Below are 22,956 nucleotides of genomic sequence, written 5' to 3' on the forward strand. Positions count from 1 at the left end.
TACCGAAGTATCCCCACCCCGAGTGAGGGCAGACCACATGACGGGATATCCGAGGCACGCCGTTCTGTGCTTCGGATATCCCGTCGGGTTCGCTTGTCCCGGACCACATCACGCGGCTTGTCGTCGTGGTGGGTCGTGGGCGGTGTTGCGCGCCGGTATTCGCCGCCGATCCAGCCACTCGGGCGGGATCCAGTAGACGACCCCGTGGCGCAGCTCGATGTCCCAGCCGCCATGGTGGATCAGCTGATGACACCGCTCGCAAACCAGCGCTAGGTCGTCGAGGTTGGTTTCGCCACCCTGAGCGGCCCAAAAGATCACATGGTGCGGTGTGGTCCACTTGGGGCCCCGCGGGCAGCCCGGCCTCGTGCAGCCCTTGTCCCGGATCGCCAGCGCCCGCCGCTGCGCCGACGTCGCGGTCCGCGCCGAACGTCCCAGATCCAGCACTTGACCGTCGCCACCGAGCACCGCCGGGTAGACCTTCGCGTCGCACAGCAGCCTCCGCAGTTGCGACACGGTCAATGTCTCACCGCCGTCGAGGCTGACCAGCCCGGCGTCGCGCAGCAGGTCCGCGTACGGGATCGTCACCGTGGCGACCGCGCGTTCCCCGGCCCGGACCGGCAGATTCTCCGCCCGCGCCGCGAGGTCGAAGATCGCCGCGACCGCATCCCCCTGCCGCTCCGCCATCGTGCGCGGGTCGGGGTTGCCGTGCTCATCCGCAGGATCCGGTCTGGCCAGTGGCACGAACAAACCCTCGGCCAACTGCCCGGCCTCGGAGTCGAACTCGCCGGAGAACTTCATCCGCCCGTCCCGAGTCCAGCTGTAGCGGAACTCTCGCCGCGGCCGCGCCAGCTCCTCCTCACGGTCCCGGGGTTCCGTGCCGTCGAGGTCCCAGTAGCCGAGGAGGCGCTGCCCGGCCTTGCGTACGGTCGAGGGGATCGCCTGCCGCGCCGGCTCCAGCAACGTTTGCTCGTGCGCCGCCACCTGCTCCGGGCTCACGGTGGGTGGGGTCTGCCGCAGCACCTTCACGATCTCCACTGCGTGCGCCGGGCCGATCTCTCCCGCGGCGAGCGCGGCTCGCACCCCAGGCAGATCGGTGGTGGCGATCGCCACCCGTGCCCGGGCGTCCTCCCACGAGATCCGCTGCGACCCGACCAGGAACGCCGCGGTGTCCCGCGCCCCCGTGGCAGGTCCCAGCCCGCGCTGATCGGCCTCGGCCACCAGTTCCAAGTGCTGCATGTACGCGACCCGCATGGTCTTCTCGGACGCGCAGATCGCCGCGGCCAGCTCCCCATCGGAAAGCTGCCACGCCGCGCTCTGCCCGGTCTCGGCCATACCTTCAAGATAGCCGAACACCCGTTCGAATGGCATCCTTCGATCGGGTAGTCCACATTAGACAGTGTTGTCACAGGTCGGGTTGCACGCCGCATCGAGGCGCATCAGGCGTGGCGAACGATCGCCGCTTCGACGCCGTCCAGCAGCAACTCCAGGCCCGCCTCGAACGACAGCCGCGCCTCGCGCTCCAGGTAAGGCTCGTCGGACGGCGCCTCATACGCACCCTCGTCACCGAGCCGGGACACCGTCGGGAAGCGCGCCGTCAAGTCCGGTACCAGCTCCCCCAGCAACGCCGACCGCGCGTACCACCAGTCCTCTTCGGACAGTCCCGTCTCGCGGGCCGCCTGGCGGGACTCCGCCGCCGCCTGGACCGAGCCGCGGACGATGTTGAACAACGCCGCGACCACCCACCGAACTCGCGACAGCGGCAACCCCGTCGCAGCCAGAACGGACAGCAACGTCTCCTGGACGTGGAACTCCCCCGGCCCGAGCACCGGCCGCGCCGGCGAGACCTGCAGCAGCCACGGATGCCGCAAGTGCAGGTCCCACAACGCATCGGCCAAAGAGAAAGCCGCCGCGCGCCATCCGGAAGTCACCGGATACGACGATGGCAGCTCGCCCAGCGTCCGGTCGTACATCAGGTCGACCAGCTCGGTCTTGCCCGGCACGTACGTGTACAGCGCCATCGCCGTGCGGCCGAGCCGCTCACCCACCGAACGCATCGACAGCGACGCCATGCCCTCGGCGTCCGCGATGTCGATCGCCGCCGCGACGATCGCCTCGACGGACAGGCCCGGTTTGGGCCCCGGACCCGTGCGCGGTGCGACCACGCGCGGTCCCCACAGCAGCTCCATGGACCGCCGGGCGTCGCCCTGACCCGCGAAGACGACCACCTTGCCGACTCCTTACACCCTAAAGTAATGTACGATGGACAATCACTTTACAGCCTAAACTATCAAGAAGGACGGTATGACCTCACCCAGGCGGGCCGCCGACACCCACGACGTGATCGAGGTCCGGGGGGCCCGGGAGAACAACCTGACCGGCGTCGACCTGGACATCCCGAAGCGCCGGCTCACGGTGTTCACGGGCGTGTCCGGCTCCGGCAAGTCGTCCCTGGTCTTCGGCACCATCGCGGCCGAGTCCCAGCGGCTGATCAACGAGACCTACAGCGCCTTCCTCCAGTCGTTCATGCCGAGCCTGTCGCGCCCGGACGTCGACCTGCTGGAGAACCTCAGCGCCGCCATCGTCGTCGACCAGGAGCGGATGGGCGCCAACTCGCGCTCCACGGTCGGCACCGCGACCGACGCCTACGCGATGCTGCGGATCGCCTTCTCGCGGCTCGGCGAACCGCACGTCGGCACGTCCGGCGCGTTCAGCTTCAACCTGCCCGAGGGCATGTGCCCGGCCTGCGAGGGCCTCGGCCGGGTGTCCGACCTGGACGTCCACGCCCTGCTCGACTTCGACCGTTCGCTCAACGACGGCGCGGTCCAGGTCCCCGGCTGGGCGCCGGACAGCTGGTACGTCCAGATCTACGCCGCGGCCGGCTTCTTCGACCCCGACGCGAAGATCCGCGACTTCACCCCCGAACAGCTCGACGACCTGCTGCACAAGGGGCCGTGCAAGGTCAAGGTGGGCAAGCAGAACCTCACCTACGAGGGTCTCGCGGTGAAGGTCAAGCGGCTCTACCTGCAGAAGGACACCGAGTCGCTGCAGCCGCACATCCGCGGGTTCGTCGAGAAGGCCGCGACCTTCAAGACCTGCGACGCGTGCGGCGGCGCCCGGCTGAACCAGGCCGCGCTCTCGGCGAAGATCGACGGCAAGAACATCGCCGACTGCGCCGCCCTGCAGATCAGCGACCTCGCCGAGTTCGTCCGGAACCTCGACGCGCCGTCGATCCGGCCGCTGCTGGGCAACCTGCGCGACACGCTCGACTCGCTCGTCGAGATCGGCCTCGGCTACCTCTCGCTCGACCGCGAGTCCGCGACGCTCTCCGGCGGCGAGGCGCAGCGCGTGAAGATGGTGCGGCACCTGGGATCCAGCCTCACCGACGTCACGTACGTCTTCGACGAGCCGACCGTCGGGCTGCACCCGCATGACATCGAGCGGATGAACAACCTGCTGCTCTGCCTGCGGGACAAGGGGAACACGATCCTGGTCGTCGAGCACAAGCCGGAGACCATCCGGATCGCCGACCACGTCGTCGACCTCGGCCCCGGCGCGGGCACCGACGGCGGCCGGCTCTGCTACACCGGCAGCGTCGACGGCCTGCGCGCGTCCGGCACGCTCACCGGCCGCCACCTCGACCACCGGGTCACGCTCCGCGCGAAGCCCCGCGAACCGGCCGGGCACGTCTCCATCACCGGCGCCAAGCTGCACAACTTGCGTGACGTCAGCGTCGACGTCCCGCTCGGCGTCCTGACCGTGGTCACCGGCGTCGCGGGCTCCGGCAAGAGCTCGCTGATCCACGGCTCCCTGGCCCACCACGACGACGTCGTCGTGGTCGACCAGTCGGCGATCCGCGGGTCCCGGCGGTCCAACCCGGCGACCTACACCGGCCTGCTCGACGCCATCCGCACCGCGTTCGCCAAGGCCAACGGCGTCAAGGCGAGCCTTTTCAGCGCCAACTCCGAAGGCGCCTGCCCGCACTGCAAGGGCCTCGGCGTCATCTACACCGACCTCGCGATGATGGCCGGCGTCGCGTCGGTCTGCGAAGAGTGCGAGGGCAAGCGGTTCACGCCCAAGGTGCTGACGTTCGAACTGCGGGGCAAGAACATCAGCGAGGTCCTGGCGATGTCCGTCGCCGAGGCACGCGAGTTCTTCCCCTCCGGCACCGCGCGGCGGGTGCTCGACCGGCTCGGCGACGTCGGCCTCGGCTACCTCACGCTCGGGCAGCCGCTCACCACGCTCTCCGGCGGTGAGCGCCAGCGGCTCAAGCTGGCGATCCGGATGGCCGAGAAGGGCTCGACCTACATCCTCGACGAGCCGACGACCGGGCTGCACCTCGCCGACGTCGACCAGCTCCTGGCCCTGCTCGACCGGATCGTCGACGCGGGCAACACGGTCATCGTCATCGAGCACCACCAGGCCGTGATGGCCCACGCCGACTGGCTGATCGACCTCGGCCCCGGCGCCGGGCACGACGGCGGCCGCGTGGTGTTCGAAGGGACCCCGGCCGCGCTCGTGGCGGACGCCTCCACGCTCACCGCCCGCCACCTGCGCGAATATCTGGGGAAGCCGTGAACCCGACCGGACTGCTCGAAGTGACGGCGGTGCGCCGGCCGACCCCGCGCACCGTGCGCGTCACGTTCACCGGCGACGGCCTGGCCGAGCTGGAGTCGTGGCCCGACCAGCAGCTCAAGCTCCTGTTCCCGCCACCGGGCCACCCGGTGCGGCTGCCCGCGGGCGACGACGACGTCATGCGCTGGTACCAGGCGTTCCTGGCGATCCCCGAAGACGAGCGGCCGGTGATGCGCAGCTACACGGTGCGCTCGCGGGATCGCGGCACGATCGACGTCGAGTTCGTGCTGCACGCTTCCGCGGCCGGCCCGGCGACGACGTGGGCGCGCACCGCGGCGGTCGGCGAGGTCCTCGGCCGGTACGGACCGGACGCGGCCTACCGCCGTCCCGTGCCGAAGGCGGACACGGTGCTGCTGGCCGGCGACGAGACGGCGCTGCCCGCCATCGCCACCCTGCTGTCCGAAGTGGATAGTCCGATCGTGTTCGTCGAGGTGGCGGACGCGACCGAAGAGCAACCGCTGCCCGTCCGGTGGCTGCACCGGAACGGCGCACCGCACGGGACCAAGCTGCTCGAAGCCGTGCGCCGCGAGTCTCTCGGTCCCGGATCGGCCGCTTGGCTCGCGGGCGAGGCGGGAATGGTCCGGTCGCTGCGGCGCCACCTCGTGAACGAGCAAGGGCTCGACAAGGGCGCGATCGAGTTCACCGGCTACTGGCGGCGCGCACTCACCCAGGACGACGCGCCGACCCCCGAGGATCTCGCCGACGCGCGCGAAAAGCTGGGCGGCTGATGGCAGACTCGCTCGGGTGCGCACGGAAGAAGCTCTGGCGGCCGCGGGCATCGACCCGGCTTCGGTGGTGGCGAGCGAGGAGATCGGCGGCGGCACCTACAACACGGCGATCCGGCTGACGCTCGCCGGCGGGCGGCGGCTGGTGCTCAAGATCGCGCCGCCCGCGCCGGGTCTGTCCTATGAGCACGACCTCCTGACCACCGAGGCGGCGTACTACCGCCGGGTCTCGGGCCCGCTGCCGTCCGTCGTCGGCGCCGGGCCGGGGTTCCTGCTGATGACGGAACTCCCGGGCGTGCCCTGGTCCCAGGTGCCCGACGCCGGCCCGCGGCTGCGGACCGAACTCGGCGGGATCGTCGCCGGGCTGCACAAGACGACCGGCGACGGGTTCGGCTACCCGCAGGACCCGCCGCACCCGACGTGGCCGGCGGCGTTCACGGCGATGGCCGACGCGATCCTCGCGGACGCCGTCGCGCACGGGGTGCAGCTGCCGCGGCCGGCCGCCGAGATCGCCCACCTGGTGCGCCGCCACGAGCCGCTCCTCGAACTGGTCACGACACCGGTGCTGGTGCACTTCGACCTGTGGAACGGCAACATCCTCCTCGACGGCAACCGGGTGTCCGGCATCATCGACGCCGAGCGCGCGTTCTGGGGCGATCCGGTGGCGGAGTTCGTGTCGCTCACGCTGTTCCGCGACCCGGACCGCGAACTGCTGGACGGCTACCGCGCGGCGGGCGGCCCGGCGGAGTTCGGCATGCCGGCGTGGGCGCGGCTCGCGCTGTACCGCGTCTACCTCGACCTGATCATGCTCGTCGAGATGACCCCGCGGAAGGACGGCGACGCGGACCGGGCCCGGTTCCTCCGGGCCCGGCTGACCGAGGACCTCGACGCCCTGCGCCGGGCGGTGTGATCACGTCGCGAACCTGCCAGCCCGCAACCCCTTGCCCCGCCTAGGGTTCGCGGCATGAGCCGTGACATCGTCCAGCACGCCTGGCAGGAGTTCGCCACCCACGACGCCGGCCGGATCGCCGCCGTCTTCACCGAAGACGCCGAATGGCTGGCCCCGGCCGGGAACGCCACCGCCGTCGCCCTCGGCGGGCCGTCGCACCTGGTCGGGCGGGACACGATCGTGCGGTTCCTCGCCGAGGACTTCCCGCGCTTCTTCGTCAGCGACGTCTCCGTCACCTTCCACGGCTTCCACGCCGACGGCGACCGCGTCGTCGTGGAGGAGACCATGACCGCGACGCTCGCCAACGGCAACCACTACGCCAACGACTACTGCTTCGTCTTCGAACTGAAGGACGGGCTCATCCACCGCGTCCGCGAGTACATGGACACCGCGCGCGGCCACCGGATGGTCTTCGGGGAGCGCGTCACCACGTGACCGGCAGGCAGTGCACCCCGTACACCAGCATGTCGTCCTTGAAGGCCAGCTCCTCCACCGGCACCGCGAGCCGCAGTCCCGGAATGCGCCGGTACAGCGTCCCGTAGACCACCTGCAGCTCGACCCGCGCCAGCGTCTGCCCGAGGCACTGGTGCACGCCGTAGCCGAACGCGACGTGGTGGCGGGCCTCGCGCGTCACGTCCAGGCGGTCCGGCTCCTCGAACACCGCGCCGTCGCGGTTGGCCACGTCGCCGGCCGCGATGACGCCTTCGCCCGCGTGGATGACCTCGCCGCCGATTTCGATATCCTCGGTCGCCACCCGGCGGCGTCCGGTGTGCGTGATGTTCAAGTAGCGCAACAACTCTTCGACCGCGCGCCGCAGGAGGTCGGCGTCACCCGTGCGCACGAGCTCGAGCTGCGAAGGGTTCTCCAGCAGCGCGACCGTGCCGAGGGCGATCATGTTCGCCGTCGTCTCGTGGCCCGCCACCAGCAGCAGCTGGCCCATCGACGCGACGTCTTCGGCACTCAGGCGACCGGTCGCGTACTGGGAGACGGCCAGCTTGCTCAGGACGTCGTCTCCCGGGTCCGACGCCTTCTTTTCCACCAGCCCCCCGAGGTAGGCCAGCAGTTCTTCGGTGGCGGTCACGGCTTCTTCGGGAGTGGCCGTCCTCGACACCATCACCTTCGTGATGTCCTGGAACAGCTCCCGGTCCTCGTACGGCACGCCGAGCAGCTCGCAGATCACGAGCGACGGCACCGGCAGCGCGAACGCCGTCACCAGGTCGACCGGTTTCGGGCCGGCCAGCAGCCCGTCGACGAGGTCGTCCACGATGCGCTGGATCGCCGGGCGCAGCGCCTCCATCTTCTTGACGAGGAAGTCGCCGGTCAGCAGGCGCCGCTGCGCCGCGTGCTCGGCGCCGTCCATGGTGATGAACGACTTCGCGCGCTTGCGCCGGGCCGCCGAAGCCGCGCTCTGGTGCGGGTAGCCGGGCCGGTCGGAGTCGGCGCTGATCCGCGAGTCGCGCAGGACCGCGCGGACGTCGTCGTAGCGGGTGACCAGCCACGGCGTGCTGCCGTTCCACAGCCGCACGCGCGAGACCGGCGGCAGGTCGCCGAGCTCGGCGGGCGGGTCGAAGGGACACCGCCGGGTCATCGGAAACGCGGGCACACCGTCCACCGGATACCTCCCGAAGCTGCCGGAAATTACATAGCTATGCTAAGCATCTTCCCGGAACTTCGCCACAGGGCCGATCAGGCGAACACCAGTGACACGAGCTCGTCGACGAACGGCTCCACGAGATCGGCGCCGGTCCGGTTGAGCACGCTGTGGAACAGCGCGACCCGCCCGTGCGCGCCGACGAACACCACCGCCGCCGCCCGGCCCGGCGTGACGCGCAGCGCGTGACCGGCCTCGACGCAGCGCTCGAAGCCGGCCGCCAGGCGGTCGATCACGTCCAGCAGCGGACCTTCCGCCCGGCCGCCGGGCCCGGAGCGGGACGCGCCGTTCGCGAGCATCAGCCGGTAATGGCCGGGGTTCTCCATGGCGAACGTGCAGTACGCGTGAATCTGCGCCCGGACCCGGCCGACGACGTCGGTTTCCCCGAGCGTCTCTTCCGCCGCGCGCATCGATTCCGCCAATCGGACGTATTCGTGCTCGAGCAGTCCGCGCACCAATTCCGCACGATCGGAAAAATGCTGGTAGATGCTGGCCGGGGCGATGCCGACCGCACGCGCGACTCCGCGGATCGTCAGCCCGTCCTCGCCGCCGAGCTCGGCCAGCAACCGGGCGGCCGCCGCCAGGATCTCCCCGCGCAGCCGTTCGCCTTCACCCCAGCGGTTCCTCGTCCGGCCGATTCCGGCTTCGACATTCTCCGCCACCCGCCCATTCATACGCCCGGCGCCGGAGTGCCCGTATTCCGGGGTCCCCGAGAACCCCGGAACGGCGAAAATCATCCGAAAATTACAATGTGCAGAATCGGTTTCGTCAACCGGCCAGTGCCGGGTACAGCCCGGCGAGGTCGCCCGACAGCCCGGCCCGCACGTTCTTGCTGACGTCGTCGGCGAGAACCTCGAAGCGGCCCTGCTCGACGCCGTCGAGGGCGAGCCCGGCCACGACCGCCGGGTCGATCTTCGGGCCGTCGACGTGCTTGGCCATGTCGGTGTCCATGTAGCCGACGTGCAGCGCGGTCACCTGAGTCTTCTGCGACGCGAGCTCCAGGCGCAGCGCGTTGGTCAGCGACCAGGCCGCCGACTTGGCCGCGGAGTAGGCCGCGACCTGGGGCGCGGTGAACCAGGACAGCACCGACAGCACGTTCAGCACCGCGCCGCCGCCGTTGCGCTCGAGGATCGGCGCGAACTCGCGCGTCACACCGAGGGTGCCGAAGTAGTGCGTGTCCATCTCCAGCTTGATGTCCGCCAGCGAGCCGCCGAGCAACGACGACCCGGTGGACGAACCGGCGTTGTTGACCAGCAGCGTGACGTCGCCCGCGATCTTCGCGGCTTCCCGGATCGACTCGGGGTCGGTCACGTCGAGCTTCAGCGGCACCACTCCCGGAAGGTCGATCGACTCCGGATTGCGCGCGGCGGCGTAGACCTTGGCCGCGCCGCGCTCGAGCAGCGCGGCGGCGAACCGCCGGCCGAGCCCCCGGTTGGCTCCGGTGACCAGTGCCACCGCACCCGTGATCTCCATGACGAGCTCCTCTCGCACCTGACTTGCTCGTTGCAAGCTAGCTACGGCCGACTGTACGGCGTAGACTTGCTCGGAGCAAGTCAGGTAGGAGGGATCACATGAGCCGCCGCATCACCTGGGAGGGCACCGCGTGCCCGATCGCGCGCGCCGCCGACGTCCTGGCCGAGCCGTGGACCCTGCTGATCCTGCGCAACGCCACCGCGGGCACCACCCGGTTCGAGGACTTCCGCGCCCAGCTCGGCATCGCCGACAACGTGCTGACGACCCGGCTGGCGAAGCTCGTCGACCGGGGCCTGCTGACGAAGCTCCCCTACCGCGACGGCGGCCGGACGCGCCACGAGTACCGCCTGACGAAGGCCGGCTCGGACGCGTTGCCGGTCCTGCACGCGCTCGGCGCGTGGGGTGACGCGTACACGTCGTCCGAGGACGCGGCCGGTCCGATGCAGCTCGTGCACGTCGGCTGCGGCGACCTCACCCGCCCGGGCACGACCTGCGACAGCTGTGGGAAACCGCTGGCCAGGGACGATCTGGCGTGGCGCGGATCGCGTCTGCGCGAAGGCACGATCCCGCTGGCGGACCCGGTCGGCTGAGCCGGACGGCGCATCCTTGTATGCGTGGCTGCGCATGTCAACCGGACGAAATGGTTGGTAAATCACCGTTCGCAGCGCAGTACGAAAGTCGGGTCACAAGAGCCGGGCGATTCCGTAAGTTCGACACCCAGCGCGCGCAAACCCGGCAAATTCCCCACGGCAAGGAGTCGTCCCGATGTCCAGGAAGTACCTGCTGCCCGGCGCCGCCGTCGCGCTGGCGATGATCGCGACCCCGCTCACCGCGGCCCCGGCCTTCGCGGCCCCGGCGCAGGCCGAAGCGGCCACGATCGTCTACTACGACACCTCGGACGCCCCCACCTTCCGCGACCAGATCAACGCGGGTGCGGCCAACTGGAACGCGGCCGTGTCGAACGTCAAGCTCCAGGAAAGCTCCTCGGGCGCGTCGCTGCACTACACGGAGGGCAACGACCCGCAGGGCTCGTACGCGCAGACGGACGGCCACGGCAGCGGCACGATCTTCATCGACTACACGCAGGCCGAGCAGTACAACCAGACCCGCATCACGGCCCACGAGACGGGCCACGCGCTGGGCCTGCCGGACCACTACGAGGGCCCGTGCTCGGAACTGATGTCGGGCGGTGGCCCCGGCCCGTCGTGCACCAACGCGAACCCGAACTCGGAAGAGGCTTCGCAGGTGGAATCCCTGTGGGCCAACGGCTTCCGCGCGGCGGCCGCCCAGCAGCACCGGATCTACGAAGTGACCATGCCGGTCAAGTGACCCGCATGTGACGTCGTCGGGGGAGGCCGCACCGGGAGTTCCCGGTGCGGCCTTCGCACGTGCGGGAAGGGTCGACACGCGTGATTGAGCAGTCGACTCGCGTGATTGAGGGGTCGACACGACTCCGCGGCCGTGTCGACCCTCCGATCACGCGAGTCGACCCTTGAATCACGCGTGTCGACCTCTGGATCACGTCAGAGGCGGGACAGGAGACGGTCCCGCGCCACTTCGAGGTGGTCGGTCATCGCCTTCCGGGCCCTCGCGGCGTTCCCCGCCACCAGCGCGTCCACGATCACCCGGTGCTCGGCGATCGTCTGCTCGCCGAACGGCTGGTTGTAGTTCAGCCGGAAGAAGTGCAGGTGGCAGTGGGTCCGCGCGAACGCCTGCTCGACCGCCACGTTCCCGGCCAGGTGCAGGATCAGCTCGTGCAGCCGCGCGTCGTGCGCCGTCAACGCCTTGTAGTCGCTGTACGCGTCGTCCACCGGGGCCGCCGGGCACGTCGCCAGCTCCGCTTCCAGCGCGGCCACGTTCGCGTCCGACATCGCGGAAGCCGCCCGGGCCGCCGACGGGGGCTCCAGCAGCAGCCGCAGCGCGTACATGTCGTCGACTTCCTTGCGGTTCAGCAGTTCCGTCACGCGGTAGCCGCGCAACGGGAGCCTGCTGACCAGTTCCTCGGACTCCAGCCGGGCCAGCGCTTCGCGCACCGGCGTTCCCGACACGCCCAGCTCGCGGGCGATCTCGTCGATGTTGACCCGGGCGCCCGGCTCGATGCCGTCGTTCATGATCAGCGCCCGGATCTGCTCGTAGACGCCGTCGGCCAGCACCTGCCTGCCCGGCAGGGCTTCGAGGCGGCGACCCTCCACCATGACTCCCCTCACGTCTCGTGACTACAGGCTACTGCTTGCCCAGCACGGCCCGGCTCTTCGACGCCATCTCCGCGAACACGTCGCCGTCGCGCTGGTGGGCGAAGTACGCCTCGAACAGCGGCCGCTCCGCGTCCTGCAGGGCCGCGCCGTTGCCGTAGACGACCGCCGGCACCAGCGTGCCGTCCTTCAGCATCGACGTGAACACCGACAAGTCGACGCCCTGGCCCTTCATCGCCGTCGCCGCCGCATCCATCGACGCCGGGATCGACGGGAAGAACGTGCCGCTGGCCCCGGCCGCCGACTGGCACTCCGGCGATCCCATGTACGAGACCCACTTCCAGGTCAGGTCGGGGTTCTTCGTGCCGGCCCAGACGTTGTTCCCGTTCGAGTTGGACAGCACCGCGCGCTTGCCGGACGGCCCGAGCACGGTCGGCGCGATCCCGACCTTCAAGGGCAGCTTGGCGAACGTCCCCGCCGTCCACGAGCCCGCCGTCTCCATCGCGACCTTGCCCGAGCCGAGCAGGTCGGTGTCGCTGATCGTCGCCTGGCCGCCGGTGGTGAACGTGCCGATCTTCGGCGCGAACCCGCGGTCGGCCAGCGACCGCACCCAGCTCAGGGTCTTGGCGAACACCGGGTCGTCGTAGGTGAACGTCGTCGGCCACGACTGCTTGTCGGCCATCCGCCAGCCGGTCGTCATGGCGAACGAGCTCCACGTCGACTCGCCGATGAAGTCGCGCGACGCGAGCTGCCCGGTGCCGTAGGTGGCGATGTGGTCCTTGTCGAACCCGGGCTGGTCGCCGCGGACGCCGTTCTTGTCCACGGACAGGTGAGCCGCGACCTTCTCGAACGTCCCGCCGTCGTCGGGGTTCCACGTCAGCTTCGCCAGGTCGGCCGGGGTGTAGCCGGCCTTCGTGATGGCGTCCGTGTTGTAGAACAGGCCGGTCGCGGACCAGTCGAGCGGGAGGCCGTACTGCTTGCCGTCGGTGAACTTCCACGCGTCGACGCCGACGGAGAACCGCTTGAGGTCGAACTTGTCGCGCGCGATCAGGTCGTCCAGCGGCAGCAGCTGGTGCTGGGACGCGTACGCCTGGAAGTACTGGACGCTGTTCTGGAACGCGTCCGGCGCGGTGCCGCCGACGAACCCGGCGGTCAGCTTGGTGAAGTAGTCGTCCACGTTGTACTGCGTGATCTTCACCGTCGTGCCGGGATTGGCCTTCTCGAACGCCGACGCGCACGTCTGGTACGCCGCGGCCTGCTTGTCGTCCCAGGTCCACCAGTTCACGGTGTTCCCACTGCCGCTCGCCGACCCGCCGCCGCAGGCGGCCACCAGCGCTCCGAGCGTCGCCGCCAACCCGGCGGCCGCCACTACGCGAAACTTCATGTCAACTCCATTGTGGACTGGAATCCTTCGAGCACTGCCTGAACGTCGTCGGGGCCACCGGCTTCGTGGCCGTTGTACTCCCAGACGGCGAGCTCTTTCTGTCCCTTGTAGACGTGGTAGGCGCCGAACACCGTGGACGGCGGCACGATGCCGTCCATCAGCCCGGCGCTGAACCAGGCCGGTGCCGTCGCGCGCGAGGCGAACCCGACACCGTCGAAATAGGACAGCACGTCGAACACCCGCGAGACCGCGTCACGGTGGTCGGCCAGATAACGGGATAGTTCGACGTAAGGCCGTTCGCCACCGACCAGGCTGGCGCGCCGGAAGTCGCAGAGGAACGGCGCTTGCGCGTGCAGGGCCGCCACGTCCGGGACGAGCCCCGCCGTGGCGAGCGCGATGCCGCCGCCCTGGCTGTTGCCGAGCACCGCCACCCGCGCCGGATCGACCTCCGGAAGCGCGCGCACGGCGTCGACCGCGCGGGCAGCGTCGGTGAAGATCCGCCGGTAGACGTAGGTTTCGCGGCTCTCGATGCCGCGCGTCAGGTGGCCCGGGTACGTCGGTCCGCTGCCCACCGGATCGGGCGTCACCCCGCCCTGCCCGCGCACGTCGACCTGCAGGTGCGCGTACCCGGCGGACGCCCAGGTCAGCTCCTGCAACGCGCTGCCCCGGCTGCCGCCGTAGCCGTGGAACTGGACGATCGCCGGCAACGGCGTTTCGACGCCGCGCGGAAGCCGCAGCCACGCCCGGATCGGGTGCCCGCCGAAGCCGGCGAACGTCACGTCGAACACGTCGAGGGTCCGCAGGGGCGTGTCCACCGGCGTGCACCGGACCCCGATGTCGTGCGCCCAGGCTTCGGCGAGGGTCGACGTCCAGAATTCGTCGAAGTCCGGCGGTGCTTCGTAGGCGCTGCGGTACTCCCACAGCGCGTCGAGGGCGAGGTCGGTGAGCATCACAGTCCTTTCAGGACGGTCGATTCGCCGGTCCGCAGCCGCAGCTCGGTCTCGCGGCCGCGGTAGCGCACGCGCACCGGCTCGGCCGGGTCGCCCGACAGCCGCCGCAGGACGGCGTACCGCAGTTCGCCGTCGCGCCACTCGACGTCGGCCGCGAGCCCGCCGCGGCACCGCAGTCCCCGCGCCTCACCTTCCGGCCAGCCCGCGGGCAGCGCCGGCAGCAGCGTCACGACGTCGTTCTGGCTCTGCAGCACCAGTTCCGCGAGCCCGGCCGGGAAGCCGTAGTTGCCGTCGATCTGGAACGGCGGGTGCGTGCTGAACAGGTTGGGCAGCAGCCCACCCCACTCGGAGCCGTCGACCGGCGCGTCGCGGTGGCGGTCGCCGGTGAACGGCTGGACCGCCTCGCTCAGCAGTTTTCGCGCGGTCTCGCCGTCGCCGAGGCGGGCGCGCAGCGCGATCTTCCACGCCCACGACCAGCCCATCGCGCCCGGCCCGCGCCGCTCGAGCACCCGGCGGGCCGCTTCGGCGAGGTCCGGCGTCGCGACGGCGTCGATCAGCCCGAGCGGGTAGAGCGCGACCATCTGCGACATGTGCCGGTGGGTCGGATCGTCTTCGGGGAGATCCGACGCCCACTCCCCCAGCCGGCCGTCGGAAAGGACCGGCAGCGGGCGCAGCCGCGGCAGCGCGGTCTCGATCTCGGCGCGCAGCGGGTCGTAGACGCCCAGCGCGTCCGCCGCGGCGAGGCTGCGCTCGAACACCGCGCGGATCAGCGCGACGTCCATGGTCACCGAGTGGGTCAGCGACTCCTTCGTCCCGGCTTCGGAGAGGAACAGGTTCTCCGGAGACGTCGACGGGCACGTCTCGAGGAAGCCGTCCCGTTCCACCAGCCAGTCGAGGCAGAACTCGGCGCACCCGCGCAGCAACGGCCACGCCGTCTTTTCGAGGAAGGCGCGGTCGCGCGTGAAGTCGTAGTGCTCCCAGGCGTGCTGGACCAGCCACGCGCCGCCCATCTGCCACAGCGCCCACGACGGGTTGCCGTGCCCCATCCCGACCGGCAGCGCCCAGCCCCACGGGTCGGTGTTGTGGTGGGTGACCCAGCCGCGGGCGCCGTACAGCTCGCGCGCGACGTCGGCCCCGGTGACCGCGAGCTTGCCGAGCAGGTCGAACAGCGGGAGGTGGCACTCGCCGAGCCCGGTCGTCTCGGCGGCCCAGTAGTTCATCTGCGTGTTGATGTTGACCGTGTAGTTGGACGACCAGGCCGGGCGGAGGTCGTCGTTCCAGATGCCCTGCAGGTTCGCGGGCGGCGCGCCGGGCCGGGACGCGCTCGCCAGGAGGTACCGGCCGTACTGGAACAACACCGTCGCGGTCAGCTGTTCGTCCCGGCCGGACAACAGTTCCGCGACGTCGTGGGTGCCGCCCCGGCGCTCACCGATCCTTAGCGAGGACGCGCCGAGCAGCGGCCGCAGGTCGGCCTCGTGGGCGCGACGCAACTCCGCCATCCCGGTTGCGGCGGCCTGCTCGGCCAGAACCGCGGCCCGCCGCCGGTGCTCGTCGCGGGTGTGCTGGCGGTCGCCGATCCAGGCGTCGTACGCGCTGGTGGAACTGGCCAGGACGATCAAGACGCCGGTTGCCGTCCGGGCGACCCGGACGGCAACCGCGGCGAACGGGTCGTACCCCTCGACGGTCCCGTACCGCAGTGGCTCTTCCACCAGCGGTTCGTGCCTGGGTGCGCCGTCGACCGGGATCTCGATGCCGAGGTCGAAGCCGTCCCGCGAGACCTCCCGCAGCGGTGTCGACACATCGACATCGACATCGGTCGCGCCGGACAGCGCCACGCACAACACCTGGGCGGGACGGCTCACCCACGTCGTCCGCTCGACGTCCTGGCCGTCGATGGTCAGCTTTTCGGTGGTGACGCCGCTGTCGAGATTGAGCGTCCGGCCGCGTGAGGTGCCTTCGGGCAGTGTCAGCCAAAGGTCGACGTAGGGCAGGAACTCCTGGCTGTACGGCCCTTCGAACGTCATCAGGAGTTCTTCGGCGCGCCTGAAGTCCTTCGCGAACACGGCCTCGCGCACCTCGGCGAGCCGGTCCGGTCCGGCGTCGATGTCCTTCAACGCGGACGCGGGACCATGCGGCGTGCCGGACCAGATCGTGGCGTCGTTGACTTGGACCCGCGTGCGGCCGGCGCCGCCGAAGACCATCGCGCCGAGCCGGCCGTTGCCGACCGGCATGGCTTCGGTCCAGTCCGTCGCCGGGTGCGGCCAGGAGAGCAGGAGATCCGTCATTTCAACCCCGTGAAGCCGATGGAATTGACGAGCCGGCGGCCGAACACCACGAACAGCAGCAGCATCGGCAGCGCGGCGACGAGCGTGGCGGCCATCAGGCCCGCCCAGTCCAGCGCCGCCTGCGGCGAGGACTGCTTGAACACCGCGAGCGCCAGGGTCAGCGGGCGGACGGTGTCGTCGTTGGTGACCAGCAGCGGCCACAGGTAGTCGTTCCAGGTGTTGATGAACGTCAGCAGGGCGAGCGTCGCGACCGGGGCGGCGCTCATCGGCAGCACGATCCGGAAGCAGACGCGCAGCGGACCGGCACCGTCGATGATCGCGGCCTCCTCGATCTCGGTGCTGAGCCCCTGCATGAACTGGCGCAGGAAGAAGATGTTGAACGCCGAGAAGAACGCCGTCGGCAGGATCATCCCGCCGAAACTGTTGAGCAGGCCGAGGTCCTTGATCAGCACGAAGTTCGGCAGCAGCGTCAGGACCTGCGGCACCATCAGCGCGGTCAGCAGCACGGCGAACACGGTGTTGCGGCCCTTCCACCGCAGCCGCGAGAACGCGAACGCGGCCAGCGCGGAGAAGAACACCGTGCACACGGTGAGCAGCACCGCGTAGACGATCGAGTTCCGCAGGGCCGACAGCAGGTCGATCGACGCGGCCGACCCGCCCTGCGCGGCGGCTTCGGCGGGCGAGGCCAGGCCGAGCGCGCGTTTGAAGGCGCCCAGTGTGAAGCCCACCGGGCCCGGCGACGACGGGTCCGTCGCGAGCGCGTAGTTGTCCGACAGCGCGGTCCGCACGATCCAGTAGAACGGGAAGATCGTGACGACCAGGACGAGCACGAGGTACGCCCAGGCGACGACCCGGCCCGGGGAGATCCGGCGCACGATCCCTCCTAGTTGGTGTCGGACTCGCCCGCGCGAGCCATCCGGAGCTGGGCGAAGGTGACGGCGGCCAGCAGCACGAACAGGGCCAGCGACATGGTCGCGGCGTAGCCGAAGTCGAACTGGCCGAACGCCTTGTCGTAGATGTACATCTGCAGCACCTTCGACGCGTTCGCCGGACCGCCCTTGGTGGTCACCTGCACGATGTCGAAGATCTGGAACGAGCTGATCACGGTGAGCACCACGACCATCACCAGGATCGGCCGCAGCAGCGGCACGGTGAGGCGGCGGAACATCTGCAGCTCGCTCGCGCCGTCGATCCGGCCTGCCTCGTACACAGTGGACGGAATGGTCTGCAGCCCGGCGAAGATCAGCACCGCGTTGTAGCCCATGGACTTCCAGATGTTGAGCCCCGCGAGCGTCGGCACCGCCCAGCTCCCCGACCCGAAGAACAGCACCGGCTCGCCGGTGAGCTTCGTGATGAGGATGTTGACGATGCCGAGCTGCGGGTCGAGCATCCACGACCACACGAGCGCGGTGACCACGCCGGAGATGAGGAACGGCAGGATCATCAGCCCGCGGACGGTGGCCGACACCGCCAGCCGGTGCAGGATCACCGCCGTCACCAGCGAAACCAGCACGCCCAGGACCACCGACAGCGAGACGAAGTAGATCGTCACGAGCAGCGAGTGCCAGAACTCGCCGTCGGTGGCCAGTTCGCGGAAGTTCCCCAAGCCGATCCAGCGCGGCTCGGTGAGGACGTGGAACTCGGTGAAGCTCAGGTAGAGCCCGCGCAGGGTCGGGTAGGCGAAGAACACCGCGAACCCGGCGAGCGCGGGGCTGATGAGCAGCCACGCGATCGGCGCGTCCCGGCCTCTAGACGGTGATCTTGTCGACGTCATAGACATAACCGGCCTGGTTGCCGATCTGGATGGTGTTGGCTCCGGCCTGCAGGTACACCGGGACGGTCACGGTCTGCGGCGTGTTCCAGTCGTTGTCGTTGCTGCCGGCGACGGGCAGCGGGAACGAGGTTCCATTCACCGTGACGATGCCGGTGCGGCTGGAGTCGCCGTCCACATAGGACAACTGCATGAGGTAGGTGCCGGCCTTGGCGGTGGTGACCGTCGGCAGCACGACGTAGCCGCTGCCGCCCAGGTAGCCGACCTTCTTGCCGTTGCTGCACGCGCAGTCGTAGACGGTCGCGCCGCCCTGCGGACTGCCGTTTTCGGCCTCGTACGCCTGGGGCCCGCCGGCGGCCGGTGTGGTCACGCTGATCTTCTTGCTCGGCTCGGACGGACGGCCGTAGCGCTGGTTCGCGACGACCGTGAAGTCGTACGACGTCGACGGCTTGAGACCCGTGACCGTGGCTTTTGCGCTCGTGGTGCTGGTCAGCTTCTTGCCGTTGGCGAAGACGTCGTAGCTCTGCGCGCCCTTCGAGGCGTCCCAAGCGAGCGAGACGCTGGTGCCGGTGGCCGCGGTGCCGCGCACGACCGCCGGGGCCTGCAGCGCGGTGCGATCGCGAGGCGTCACCTTGAACAGGCGCGAGCCGTGCACCGGCAGGTCGCCGGCCGCGGTGTCGACGTCCTTGTGCGCCCACAGGTCCCGGATCTGCACTGGGCCGGAGATGCCGAGCTGCGCGAGGTCCGCGGTGACGCGCGCCGGCGTCGCGGCGAGGTTGAACAGCGCCACCGTGTAGCTGCCGTCGGCGTTGCGGTTGTACCAGACCTGCTGGTCGGTCGTCTGGCTCACCGGTTTGGCCGGGACGCCGGCCTGGTTGAGCGCGATGACCTCGTCGTTGGTGAGGAGCTTGACGCCGTAGTCGTCGAGCTGGGTCAGGTCGTCGCCGATGTAGAGCGGCGCGGCTTCGATCGCCCACAGCGTCATGTAGCTCTGGCGCTCGGCTTGGGTGAGGCCGTCCATCTTGCCGCTGCCGACGTCGAGCGAGTCGAGGTTGTTCCAGTGGCCGGGGCCGGCGTCGGGGATCCACTGCACGACGTCGTTCCAGCGCTGCTTGACCGAGTTGTTCCAGGTCACGAGCGTGTCGCAGTAGCACTCGACGTCGGTGTCAACGCGCCAGCCGTTGGTGTTGGCCTTCCAGACGTCGGCCTGGCGGTGGCTCAGCGCCCACGAGATGACGAACTCCATCGGGCGTCCGGTCTTGGCGATGGCCTTGTTCCAGGCCTCGACGTCGGTGGTGTTGGTGTAGTTCTCGCCGCCCTTGAAGGAGCCGGGGCCGACGCCGTCGAGCTTGAGGAAGTCGACGCCCCAGCCGGCCAGCAGCTGCGCCACCGAGTCCACGTAGGACTGGGCGCACGGGTTCGCGAAGTCGATCTTGTAGGCGGAGTCCCAGCCGTTGGTCTTGCGCAGGTCGGGGTAGACGAGGTCCTTGGTGTGGCAGTTCGTGGTGCCCGCGATCGGCGAGTTGCCGTCGTTGTACGCCTTGAGGTCCAGGCCCACGGCCAGGTAGGAGCCCAGCTTGAGGCCCTTCTTGTGGACGTGGTCGGCGACGTACTTCATGCCGTCCGGGAAGGTCGTGGGGTTGACGACCGGGCGCGCGTACTGGTCGAAGGCGTTGGACCAGCCGGCGTCGATGTTGACGTAGGTGTAGCCGTGCTGCTTGAACTTCGCGGCGAGGACGTCGGCCTGCTGGAGGACGTGCTGCTCGGTGAGCCAGCTCGCGGAGCCGGTCGGGTTGACGCCCGGGTAGTTCGTCGACTCGAGGCTCCAGCTGCTCCAGCCCAGGTAGGGCTTCTGAGCTATCTGGGCTGCCGGCTTCGGTGCTTCCGGCTGGGCTTCCGCCGCGGGGGCCGTGAACAGGCCCGCGATCACCGTCAGTCCGGCGAGGACACCCAGGGCCCGTCTGCCGCGTGCTGCCATGACCACTCCTTCGAGGTCGGTTTCGTCAAACATCAGAGGATCACGGCCCAGTTTCGGCAGCCATGGATCCTATAGGATCGACGATGGCAGATTCTTGCTGCTTGAGCTCGCCGATGTCAACGGGTGCGCCGGACAGAGATCGGACGAATCAGAACTGTCGGGGGTGGCGGTTAGGTTCGAGGGATGTTGACCACGCTGGCCGTCGAGAACTACCGCTCGCTGCGCGACCTGGTGCTGCCGCTGTCCGGGCTGACCGTCGTCACCGGGCCGAACGGCAGCGGCAAGTCGAGCCTGTACCGCGCGTTGCGGCTGCTGGCGGACGCGTCCCGCAACGGCGCGGTGGCGGCGCTGGCACGCGAAGGCGGGCTGCCGTCGACGCTGTGGGCGGGGCCGGAAAACGGCGTGCGCCCGGGTGCGCGCGCCCAGGGCACGGTGCGGACGAAGCCGGTCGGCCTCCGGCTGGGGTTCGCGGGCGACGAGTTCGGCTACGCGCTCGACCTGGGGCTGCCGGTGCCGGACCGGGAGACGATGTTCAACCTGGACCCGGAGTTCAAGCGCGAGGCGGTGTGGTCAGGGGCGGTGCTGCGGCCGGCTTCCCTGCTGGCCGACCGCGCGGGGCCGTCGGTGCGCACGCGGGTCGCGTCCGGAGGGTGGGGCTCGGACGTCCATAAGATCCGGCTGTCCGACAGCATGCTGAGCGAGTTCGCGGACCCACGGGCGTGCCCGGAGCTGCTGGTGGTGCGCGAGCGGATCCGGTCGTGGCGGTTCTACGACCACTTCCGCACGGACGCGGCGGCACCGGCCCGCCGGTCACTGGTGGGAACCCGCACGTTCGTGCTGTCCCACGACGGCGCGGACCTGGCGGCGGCGCTGCAGACGATCATCGAGATCGGCCGGGCCGCGGAGCTGGCTTCCCTAGTGGACGCGGCTTTCCCGGGCTCCCGGCTTTCGGTGGTCTCCCAGGACGGCCTGCTGTCGGTCCGCTTCCACCAGCACGGGTTGCTGCGGCCGTTGTCGGCGGCGGAGCTGTCGGACGGGACGCTGCGGTTCCTGCTGTGGGTGGCGGCGTTGCTGACCCCGCGACCCCCGGAGCTGCTGGTGCTGAACGAGCCGGAGACTTCGCTGCACCCGGACTTGCTCCCGGCGCTGGCCGTGCTGATCGCGACGGCGGCTAAGGAGACCCAGCTGGTGGTGGTTTCCCACGCTTCACCGTTGATCCGGGCTCTCACCGAAGTCGCCGACGTCGGGACTCTAGAACTGGAAAAGGAAGGCGGGGAGACAAAGCTGGTAGGCCAAGGTCGCCTGGACAGGCCTTCCTGGCACTGGCCCAAGCGCTGACCGGCGTACCCAGAGGGTCGGCTCACGTACCGGAACAGTCGGCTGGCGTACCTGGAGAGTCGGCTCACCAACCGACCCTCTGGGCACGCGAACCGACCCTCTGGGTACGCGAGTTGGCGTTCTGGGTACGCGAGTTGGCTCGGGTCCAACGGCCCTGGTGACCTTGCCCGCCCGGGCGGATGGTGGGTGGATCGTCCGCCGCGCCCGAAAGTTCCGCACATGCGTCACTTCGCCACTGCCGCCGGGATCCTGGCCGCTGCCGTGCTGGTCGGCGGCTGCACGGCCTCACCCAAAGCGCAGACTCCGCAGCCGGTGCCGACCACCGTCACCGCCGAGCCCGTGACCGTCACGGCCACCGCCACCACGACCGAAACCGTGCCCACGACGGTGACCAGCGTGGTCACCAAGGCGAAGGCCGCACCGAAGACCACCCGGCCCAACGCCGAGGACTGCCAGACCGGCGGCTGCCTGAACGCCGCCCGCGGACTCACCCAAGAGCAAGTGATCCGCGAGCGGGACGCCTGGCTCGCCACCCACCCCGGCTGGTGCGCGGCCGGCGAAACCGGCGCCGTCGCGCCCTGCTGAACCTCAGCGGCCCTTCGTACTCTCCCGGATCTCCAGCGCGAACGGCGTCTGGATGTCCTGCGCCGGCGACGTCTTGTCCCCCGTGATCCTCCGGTGCACCAAGTCGATCGCCGCCTCGGCCAATGCCGTCTTGTCCGGAGCGATCGTCGTCAACGCCGGGAGCGAAAACGCGCTCTCCTCGTTGTTGTCGAACCCCACGATCGCCACGTCCTCCGGCACTCGCAGCCCCAGCTCCGCTACCGCCCGAAGAGCGCCGATCGCCAGCAGGTCGTTGAAGCAGAACACCGCGTCCGGCGGCGACGGAAGAGCCAGCAACGACCGCATCGCCGCCGCCCCCACCGATCGGTGCCACTTCTCCGCCGGCGCCACCAACGCGTCCGAATAGGACAGACCCGCCAACGACAAAGCCGCCCGATACCCCGCCAACCGCTGGGAGGACGTCCCACGAGCCGGATTGCGCCCGATCGCCGCGATCCGCGTACGACCCAACGACGCCAAATGGGACACCGCCGTCTGCGCCGCCAGGACGTTGTCGATCGCCACGTGATCGATCGGCACGTCCACCGCGTGCTCGCCCAGCATCACCAGCGGGATCTCCCCCGGCGACGGGAAGTCCGCCGCCTCCAGCGCTTCCGGGTGGACCAATGCCCCGTCCACCAGGTGCGGCCCCAGCGACGACAGCGTCTCGCGCTCGCGTGAGCGCGTCCCCTGCGTCTGCTCGATCAGGACGCTCCAGCCGCGCTTCTGCGCCGCCGTGATGACCAGGCCCGCCAGCTCGCCGAAGTACGGGATCGACAGCTCCGGCACCATCAGCGCCAGGAACCCGGTGCGGCCACGACGCAGGTTGCGCGCCCCGACGTTCGGCCGGTAGCCGGTCGCGGCCAGGGCCTCCTCGACCCGCCGGCGGTTCTCCGGCTTGACGAAGGCGTAGCCGTTCACCACGTTCGACACCGTCTTCACCGACACTCCGGCGAGCGTGGCGACGTCCTTGAGCGTCACGGTCACGGGCGGCTCCTTCTCAGATGGTGAGCACGCAGCATAGC

21 protein-coding genes are annotated in these 22,956 nt (G+C 69.9%); 8 read left to right on the forward strand and 13 right to left on the reverse strand.

All coding sequences use genetic code 11. From position 1 onward, the window contains the following. Nucleotides 1-108 precede the first annotated feature (108 nt). Both QQ657_RS37120 and QQ657_RS37125 read right to left on the reverse strand, forming a co-directional pair. Nucleotides 109-1,332, reverse strand: coding sequence for an HNH endonuclease signature motif containing protein (locus tag QQ657_RS37120; RefSeq protein WP_284747001.1), 1,224 nt, complete (start codon nucleotides 1,330-1,332; stop codon nucleotides 109-111). A gap of 104 nt (nucleotides 1,333-1,436) precedes the next feature. Then, nucleotides 1,437-2,225 (reverse strand): TetR/AcrR family transcriptional regulator C-terminal domain-containing protein, encoded by a 789-nt coding sequence (locus QQ657_RS37125; RefSeq protein WP_284747002.1) that lies wholly within the window; start codon nucleotides 2,223-2,225, stop codon nucleotides 1,437-1,439. Nucleotides 2,226-2,301: 76 nt separating this feature from the next. Between QQ657_RS37125 and QQ657_RS37130 the strand changes: the two genes are divergently transcribed. Genes QQ657_RS37130 through QQ657_RS37145 form a run of 4 tightly spaced genes read left to right on the forward strand, consistent with a single transcriptional unit; the run spans nucleotide 2,302 to nucleotide 6,741 of the window. Beyond that, the gene (locus tag QQ657_RS37130) at nucleotides 2,302-4,575 is read left to right on the forward strand and encodes an ATP-binding cassette domain-containing protein (RefSeq protein ID WP_284747003.1); all 2,274 of its coding nucleotides are present in this window, start codon (nucleotides 2,302-2,304) and stop codon (nucleotides 4,573-4,575) included. Next, nucleotides 4,572-5,360 (forward strand): siderophore-interacting protein, encoded by a 789-nt coding sequence (locus QQ657_RS37135; RefSeq protein WP_284747004.1) that lies wholly within the window; start codon nucleotides 4,572-4,574, stop codon nucleotides 5,358-5,360. The genes QQ657_RS37130 and QQ657_RS37135 overlap by 4 nt, the downstream gene beginning before the upstream one ends. Nucleotides 5,361-5,376: 16 nt before the next feature. Then, nucleotides 5,377-6,267 (forward strand): aminoglycoside phosphotransferase family protein, encoded by an 891-nt coding sequence (locus QQ657_RS37140; RefSeq protein ID WP_284747005.1) that lies wholly within the window; start codon nucleotides 5,377-5,379, stop codon nucleotides 6,265-6,267. Nucleotides 6,268-6,321: 54 nt separating this feature from the next. Then, nucleotides 6,322-6,741, forward strand: coding sequence for a nuclear transport factor 2 family protein (locus tag QQ657_RS37145; protein ID WP_284747006.1), 420 nt, complete (start codon nucleotides 6,322-6,324; stop codon nucleotides 6,739-6,741). On the opposite strand, the gene QQ657_RS37150 is transcribed toward QQ657_RS37145, so the two are convergent. The 3 genes from QQ657_RS37150 to QQ657_RS37160 form a co-directional block, all read right to left on the reverse strand. Then, complete coding sequence (locus QQ657_RS37150; protein ID WP_284747046.1) at nucleotides 6,731-7,894, reverse strand: cytochrome P450; 1,164 nt, start codon at nucleotides 7,892-7,894, stop codon at nucleotides 6,731-6,733. The two genes, QQ657_RS37145 and QQ657_RS37150, sit on opposite strands and share 11 nt — an antisense overlap. A gap of 98 nt (nucleotides 7,895-7,992) precedes the next feature. Then, nucleotides 7,993-8,556 carry a TetR/AcrR family transcriptional regulator gene (locus QQ657_RS37155; RefSeq protein WP_350310738.1) on the reverse strand — a complete coding sequence of 188 codons (564 nt, stop codon included), beginning with the start codon at nucleotides 8,554-8,556 and terminating at the stop codon, nucleotides 7,993-7,995. A 169-nt stretch (nucleotides 8,557-8,725) separates the two neighbouring features. Next, nucleotides 8,726-9,430, reverse strand: a complete 705-nt coding sequence (locus QQ657_RS37160) for an SDR family oxidoreductase (RefSeq protein ID WP_284747008.1) — start codon at nucleotides 9,428-9,430, stop codon at nucleotides 8,726-8,728. Between the two features lie 98 nt (nucleotides 9,431-9,528). On the opposite strand from QQ657_RS37160, the gene QQ657_RS37165 reads away from it, so the two are divergent. Together QQ657_RS37165 and QQ657_RS37170 are read left to right on the forward strand one after the other, a co-directional pair. Next, nucleotides 9,529-10,020: a winged helix-turn-helix transcriptional regulator gene (locus tag QQ657_RS37165; RefSeq protein ID WP_284747009.1), complete on the forward strand. Its 492-nt coding sequence runs from the start codon at nucleotides 9,529-9,531 to the stop codon at nucleotides 10,018-10,020. 175 nt (nucleotides 10,021-10,195) lie between these two features. Continuing rightward, the gene (locus tag QQ657_RS37170) at nucleotides 10,196-10,759 is read left to right on the forward strand and encodes a snapalysin family zinc-dependent metalloprotease (RefSeq protein ID WP_284747010.1); all 564 of its coding nucleotides are present in this window, start codon (nucleotides 10,196-10,198) and stop codon (nucleotides 10,757-10,759) included. A gap of 194 nt (nucleotides 10,760-10,953) precedes the next feature. On the opposite strand, the gene QQ657_RS37175 is transcribed toward QQ657_RS37170, so the two are convergent. Genes QQ657_RS37175 through QQ657_RS37205 form a run of 7 tightly spaced genes read right to left on the reverse strand, consistent with a single transcriptional unit; the run spans nucleotide 10,954 to nucleotide 19,990 of the window. Next, nucleotides 10,954-11,625 carry a GntR family transcriptional regulator gene (locus QQ657_RS37175; protein WP_284747011.1) on the reverse strand — a complete coding sequence of 224 codons (672 nt, stop codon included), beginning with the start codon at nucleotides 11,623-11,625 and terminating at the stop codon, nucleotides 10,954-10,956. Nucleotides 11,626-11,653: 28 nt separating this feature from the next. After that, complete coding sequence (locus tag QQ657_RS37180) at nucleotides 11,654-13,006, reverse strand: ABC transporter substrate-binding protein (RefSeq protein ID WP_284747012.1); 1,353 nt, start codon at nucleotides 13,004-13,006, stop codon at nucleotides 11,654-11,656. Next, nucleotides 13,003-13,956, reverse strand: coding sequence for an acetylxylan esterase (locus QQ657_RS37185; RefSeq protein WP_284747013.1), 954 nt, complete (start codon nucleotides 13,954-13,956; stop codon nucleotides 13,003-13,005). The genes QQ657_RS37180 and QQ657_RS37185 overlap by 4 nt, the downstream gene beginning before the upstream one ends. Continuing rightward, entirely contained in the window at nucleotides 13,956-16,241 is a 2,286-nt protein-coding gene (locus QQ657_RS37190) for a glycosyl hydrolase family 95 catalytic domain-containing protein (protein ID WP_284747014.1), read from the reverse strand. Before QQ657_RS37190 ends, QQ657_RS37185 begins: the two co-directional genes overlap by 1 nt. After that, a complete protein-coding gene (locus tag QQ657_RS37195; protein WP_284747015.1) occupies nucleotides 16,238-17,116 on the reverse strand; it encodes a carbohydrate ABC transporter permease in 879 nt (292 codons plus the stop codon). The genes QQ657_RS37190 and QQ657_RS37195 overlap by 4 nt, the downstream gene beginning before the upstream one ends. Nucleotides 17,117-17,124: 8 nt before the next feature. Then, a complete protein-coding gene (locus QQ657_RS37200) occupies nucleotides 17,125-18,015 on the reverse strand; it encodes a carbohydrate ABC transporter permease (protein WP_284747016.1) in 891 nt (296 codons plus the stop codon). Next, the gene (locus QQ657_RS37205) at nucleotides 17,990-19,990 is read right to left on the reverse strand and encodes a fibronectin type III domain-containing protein (RefSeq protein WP_284747017.1); all 2,001 of its coding nucleotides are present in this window, start codon (nucleotides 19,988-19,990) and stop codon (nucleotides 17,990-17,992) included. Before QQ657_RS37205 ends, QQ657_RS37200 begins: the two co-directional genes overlap by 26 nt. Nucleotides 19,991-20,173: 183 nt before the next feature. On the opposite strand from QQ657_RS37205, the gene QQ657_RS37210 reads away from it, so the two are divergent. Beyond that, on the forward strand, nucleotides 20,174-21,328 hold the full coding sequence (locus QQ657_RS37210; RefSeq protein WP_284747018.1) for an AAA family ATPase: 1,155 nt from the start codon (nucleotides 20,174-20,176) through the stop codon (nucleotides 21,326-21,328). Nucleotides 21,329-21,547: 219 nt separating this feature from the next. Continuing rightward, entirely contained in the window at nucleotides 21,548-21,913 is a 366-nt protein-coding gene (locus tag QQ657_RS37215; RefSeq protein ID WP_284747019.1) for a hypothetical protein, read from the forward strand. 3 nt (nucleotides 21,914-21,916) lie between these two features. Here the strand turns inward: QQ657_RS37215 and QQ657_RS37220 are convergent, their stop codons facing one another. Further along, nucleotides 21,917-22,918 (reverse strand): LacI family DNA-binding transcriptional regulator, encoded by a 1,002-nt coding sequence (locus QQ657_RS37220; protein ID WP_284747020.1) that lies wholly within the window; start codon nucleotides 22,916-22,918, stop codon nucleotides 21,917-21,919. Between the last annotated feature and the right edge of the window lie 38 nt (nucleotides 22,919-22,956).

Source organism: Amycolatopsis ponsaeliensis (assembly GCF_030182635.1).
GTDB classification, from domain to species: domain Bacteria; phylum Actinomycetota; class Actinomycetes; order Mycobacteriales; family Pseudonocardiaceae; genus Amycolatopsis; species Amycolatopsis ponsaeliensis.